6 protein-coding genes are annotated in these 4,954 nt (G+C 69.6%); 3 read left to right on the top strand and 3 right to left on the bottom strand.

The genetic code is table 11. From position 1 onward, the window contains the following. From phyK to AC1DZ6_RS18960, 3 genes are all read left to right on the top strand, one after another. Positions 1-1,552 (top strand): sensor histidine kinase PhyK (gene phyK / locus AC1DZ6_RS18970; protein WP_477098696.1); only part of this gene is annotated, 1,552 nt, incomplete at its 5' end. Between the two features lie 70 nt (positions 1,553-1,622). Next, the gene (locus AC1DZ6_RS18965; protein WP_477098695.1) at positions 1,623-1,757 is read left to right on the top strand and encodes an entericidin A/B family lipoprotein; all 135 of its coding nucleotides are present in this window, start codon (positions 1,623-1,625) and stop codon (positions 1,755-1,757) included. A gap of 290 nt (positions 1,758-2,047) precedes the next feature. After that, complete coding sequence (locus AC1DZ6_RS18960; protein ID WP_477098694.1) at positions 2,048-3,109, top strand: hypothetical protein; 1,062 nt, start codon at positions 2,048-2,050, stop codon at positions 3,107-3,109. 3 nt (positions 3,110-3,112) lie between these two features. On the opposite strand, the gene AC1DZ6_RS18955 is transcribed toward AC1DZ6_RS18960, so the two are convergent. The 3 genes from AC1DZ6_RS18955 to chpT all read right to left on the bottom strand — a co-directional run. Then, positions 3,113-3,925, bottom strand: coding sequence for a CheR family methyltransferase (locus tag AC1DZ6_RS18955; protein ID WP_477098693.1), 813 nt, complete (start codon positions 3,923-3,925; stop codon positions 3,113-3,115). After that, complete coding sequence (locus AC1DZ6_RS18950; RefSeq protein ID WP_477098692.1) at positions 3,922-4,299, bottom strand: response regulator; 378 nt, start codon at positions 4,297-4,299, stop codon at positions 3,922-3,924. The genes AC1DZ6_RS18955 and AC1DZ6_RS18950 overlap by 4 nt, the downstream gene beginning before the upstream one ends. A gap of 80 nt (positions 4,300-4,379) precedes the next feature. Further along, positions 4,380-4,954, bottom strand: a 575-nt coding sequence (gene chpT / locus AC1DZ6_RS18945) for a histidine phosphotransferase ChpT (protein ID WP_477098691.1), incomplete at its 5' end; no start/stop codon positions are given.

The raw sequence follows: 4,954 nt of genomic DNA, 5'->3' as shown, positions 1-4,954 counted from the left end.
GCTGGCGGCCGGCCGCAGCGCCGCGATCGCCCGCGCCCGCATCGAGGCGGCCGGCGTCCTGCTCCAGACCTTGGGCCCGGGCTCGGTCGGGCTTGAGTGCACCCAGCGCCTGGATACGGTGAAGCAACGCCTGCCCGGCTACGCCAACCTGATCCGGTTCGACGCCTATGGCCGGGTGTCCTGCGCCGCCGCCACTACGCCGCCCGACGCCACGCGGGCCAATCGGCGCTGGTTCCAGCGCCTGGCCGGCGGATCGCACATGGTCGTGGCCAGCATTCCCGGCGTCGCCTACGCCAACGAGCCCGCCGTCCTGACGGCCGTGCGGGCCGAAAAGTCGGACGGCCGCTTTGACGGGGCCATGGCCGCCGTGCTGACCCTGTCGACCATCCAGCCCGAGACCGCCAACCGCTACCTGCCGGGCGGGGCGGAAGTGGCCTTGGCCGATTCCGAGGGCCACGTCTTCGCCGCCACCAACCGGCGGGCGTTCGGCACGCCGTCCACCGCCTGGCGCGAGCAGACGATCAGGAACGGTTCGGCCCTGTGGTCGGGCCGGGACGCCGACGACCGCCCCCGTGATTTCTCGGCCGCGCCCCTGGTCGGCGAAGAGGTGTTCGTCATCCTGTCGGCCAAGGCCCCGGGTCTGGCCTCCTGGGCCTGGCTGAATCCGGCGCTGCGCCTGCTGGCGCCGCTGCTGGCCTTCGTCCTGGCCCTGGCTGCCGTGCTCTACGCCACCGAGCAGGCGGTGATCCGCTGGATCGTCTATCTGCGCCGGGTCGCGGCCATCTACGCCCGGGGCCGGTTCACGGTTCGGCCGCTGCAGGCCGAGCGCGCGCCGCCCGAGATCCGCGAACTGGCCGCCACGCTCGACGACATGGCCGCCGCCATCGTCGCCCGCGACGCCTCGCTGCGCGACAGCCTGGGCGAAAAGGACGCGCTGATGCGCGAGATCCATCACCGGGTGAAGAACAACCTGCAGATCATCAGCAGCCTGTTGAACATGCAGCAGCGGGCCCTGACCGATCCCGCCGCCCGCACCGCCCTGAACGACACCCGCCAGCGGATCACCGCCCTGGCCCAGATCTATCGGGCGCTCTATCAGGGTCCCGACCTCAAGCGCGTGGATCTGCGTCCCTTCCTCGAGGAGCTTACCGCCCTCCTGCTGGCCGGCGACATGTCGACCGGCGGGCCGATCCGCACCGAGGTCCACGCCGATCCGTTGGTCATCGATCCGGACCGGCTGGCGCCCCTGGCCCTGTTCGCGGTCGAGGCCATCACCAACGCCCAGAAGCATGCCTTGGCGGACCGCGGCGGCACGCTGACGGTCGACTTCTTCGTGCGCGGGGAAGAGGCTGAGCTGGCGATCGGCGACGACGGTCCCGGCGCGCCCAAGGGACCGGTCGAGGGGGTGGGTCGAACCCTGATGACCGCCTTCGCCCGGCAGCTGCGCGGCAAGCTGCTGTTCGAGGCCTCTCCAGCCGGCGGCCTCCTGGTGCGCCTGATTTTCCCGACCCCGCAGGCGCCGCCCGCCGAACCGCCTTTCACCGGAACCTAGCTGCGCCGTCCACGTTCAGGTGGGGCAACACCTTTAGACGCCCATTGCGGGCGATCACCGGAGAAGACCCATGCGCAAGCTCATCATTCTGGCCGCGATCGCCGCCAGCCTCACCGTCGCCGCCTGCAACACCGTCGAAGGCGCCGGCAAGGACGTCTCGTCGGTCGGCGGCGCCGTCAGCGACACCGCCAAGGACGCCAAGTAGTCCCTAAGCGAAAGCTCGAGGCCCGGTCACGCCGGACCTTCGATCAAGCCCGCCGATCCCTGGATCGGCGGGCTTTTTCGCGTCTGGGTGCCTGCATGAAATCCATCCAAGGTTTTATTTCAAGAATGCAATTTGAAGACGATCTCGCAAAATCGAGTCTGGTTTCGTAACAATCGATCTCGGGCGTGGCGGGACGGTTACAAATCTCGTCCGGATGCAGCCCGAACCGATATCCGCCGGTCAAGCGGGCGCCGCAGCCTGTGGTCGTCTGTTCCACGGGTGATCTCAAATTGCCGCGTCCTTCCTCCGCGCCGATCTTCGTCCATAGCGGTTGGCGGTGCTCCAGCACCTATGTCTGGCATCGCTTTCGCGCCGTTCCCGAGGTGATGGCCTATTACGAGCCCTGGCACGAGCAGCTGGAGCGTGTGACCCCGGAGTGGATCGAGCGCGAACGGCCGTCCACCAGCGGTCTGCGCCATCCCAACGAAGGCCTGCCCTACCTGTCGGAATTCTCCGCCCTGCTGCGGCCGGACGGCGGCGTTCACGGCTTCGAGGCGCGCTTGGCCCTGGACGACTATTTCCTGCCGGCCGACCAGGAGGATCCCGGCCAAGCCGCCTATGTCGACACCCTGATCGAGGCCGCGCGGCGCGAGGGCCGCACGCCGGTGCTGGCGTGCTGCCGCACCCTTGGTCGGATCGGCTGGCTGCGGCGACGGTTCGGCGGCACCCATATCGTGCTGATCCGCGATCCGGTGCAGCAGTGGCGGTCGTTCTATTCGCTGCGCAAGCGGCCCCGCCCGACCTATTTCGAGCTCTGCCAGTACGTGATCCTGTCCGAGGCGGCGGGCGGCGAGGCCGGCGCCCGGCGGCTGGGCCTGCCGACCGGCAAGGGCGATCTGGCCGATCGCATCCAGGCCGTGCGCAAGCGGTTGAAGCGGGCGCCCGCCCGGGTGTCGTTCGCCGCCTTCCTGGCCGTCTATGTGCTGTCCTACGTGGCGGCCTTGCCGCGCGCCGATCTGGTCGTCGACGTGGACCGGCTGGGCAGCGATCCGGACTATGCCCGGACCATGGCCACGGCGATCGAGGTGCTGACCGGCGTGAAGCTCGACTTCAGCGACTGCCTCACGCCCGCCCCGCACGCCGGAAGGCTGCCCGTGGACTATCGCAAGGAGGCCGTGGCGATGATCGAGGCCCTGGATCTCTCGACGACCCTGACGGCCCAGGGACCGGTCCAGACCCTCTACCGCAAGCTGGTCAAGGCGCTGCCCGAGCGCGACTCGGCGACGGCCTGGGATCGGATGCTGGCGTTCTGGCGCGAGCGGGGCGCGAAGCTGGGGGCGGCCGAGGCCTAGGCGTCAGGCCGCGGCGCGGGTGAACAGACCCGAACGGCCGGCGATGGCCTGTACGGCGCCGGTGATCCCCTCCAGGGACTCGCCGCTGCCGACCAGCAGCACGCCGTCGTCTTCCAGGCGGGCCGCGAGGCTCTCGATCACCCGGCCATGCACGCCGGGATCCAGGCCCGGCAGGACGTTGCGCAGCAGGATKGCGTCGAACTTGCCCATCGAGGACAGATCGGCCAGCAGGTTGATCCGCCGCCAGCGCACCGACTGGCGGATGCGCGGGCTGATCGCCCACATCTCGTCCTGGTTCTCGAAATGCTTGACCAGCAGCCGGATCGGCAGGCCGCGCTGCACCTCGAACTGGGTGTAGAGGCCGCTCTGGGCCTTCTCCAGGCAGCGGTCGGACAGGTCGGAGCCGAAGAATTCAAACTGGGCGCCCGGCGCTACGTCGCGGGACTCGGCGGCGGTCATGGCCAGGGAATAGACCTCCTGACCGGTCGAGCAGGCGGCGCTCCAGATTCGGATCGGGCGGTCGCGGCCCAGCTTGGACAGGGCCGGCAGAAGCTCGTCGCGCAAATGGGCGAAGACCTCGCGATCGCGGAAGAAGGCGGTCTCGTTCAGGGTCAGGGCTTCGACGACGGCCCAGATCAGCCTGTCCTCGCGGTGGGTGCGCAGGGTGGCGATCATCGCCTCGATCGAGTCGAAGCCTTCGCGGCGGGCCAGGGGGTTGAGCCGGCTCTCGACCAGATAGACCTTGTCGCTCTCGATCCGCAGACCGGCGCGCTGGCGGGCCAGGGCGACAAGCAGGTCCATGTCCTCGGGCGTCACAGCAGGCCCGCCTCGGCGAACTTCGCCGCGATGATGTCGCCGTCGAACGGCTTCATGATGTACTCGTCCGCGCCGGCGTCCAGCGCCTCGCGAATGGACTCGATCTTGTTCTCGACGGTGCAGAAGACCACGGTCGGGCCTTGGCCGCCCGGCTCCTGGCGCAGATGGCGCAGGAACTCGATCCCGTTCATCACCGGCATGTTCCAGTCCAGGAGAACGGCGTCAGGCATCGCCGCCCGGCACCAGGCCAGGGCTTCCACGCCATCGGCGGCCTCGGCGATCTCGAAGCCTATGTCTTCCAGGACGCGCCGGGCGACTTTGCGGATCACCCGGCTGTCGTCGACGACGAGACAGGTCTTCACGGCACGCTCCATCCAATCGCCCCAATGTGCGGCGCAGGGAGTTAAGGAGCGGTGACGGTGACGGCGATCCGGTGGTTTATCTTCGGGAATATCTAGGCCGGGACCCAGGCCGCCAGGCTGACCTGGTCTTCGCCCAGCTCGACCCCGACCTGGCCGCCGGCCGCGCGGACCAGGGCGGTCAGATAGGCCGCCTGCACCCACGGACCGCCCAGGCCCTCGGCCAGGGCCTCGCCCTTCAGGCCGGCCAGGACCTCGGGACGAAGGCGCGCGCGGGGTCCGACGGAGTCGGCGGTGATCGCCACCCGCCCGTCGACGACCACGGCCCGCAGCGTCGCCTTGCCGCCGGCCGGCAGGGCGCTGGCGGCGATCTGGGCGATGTTGAGGATGGCGCGGGCGCTGGCCTTGTTCATGGTCGAGGGCGGAATCGCCCACTCCATGGTCGGGCGCACATGGGCGAACACGCCCTGGGCCAGCTTTTCCAGCTCGCGGGAATCGAAGTTCTCGGCCGAGGCCGAGGCGCCGAACGCCACGCGCGTGAACTGGAGCAGGTCGGCCAGCTTGCGGGCGCTGGACGCGATCAGGCTCATGGCGTCTTCGCGCATGTCCTGGGCGGAGGGATCCTCCAGCAGGTCCAGGCCCGAGACGATGGCGCTGGCCGGGCTGATGA

The sequence above is a fragment of the Caulobacter sp. P1_B12_2 genome, from assembly GCF_056406675.1.
The sequence above is the reverse complement of the archived record's forward strand: the minus strand, read 5'-3'. Positions and strand labels throughout refer to the sequence as shown.

Excerpts from the sequence above, each read along its gene's own strand:
- AC1DZ6_RS18965 (WP_477098695.1), top strand. The coding sequence starts at position 1,623 with ATGCGCAAGCTCATCATTCTGGCCGCGATCGCCGCCAGCCTCACCGTC.
- AC1DZ6_RS18950 (WP_477098692.1), bottom strand. The coding sequence starts at position 4,299 with ATGGAGCGTGCCGTGAAGACCTGTCTCGTCGTCGACGACAGCCGGGTG.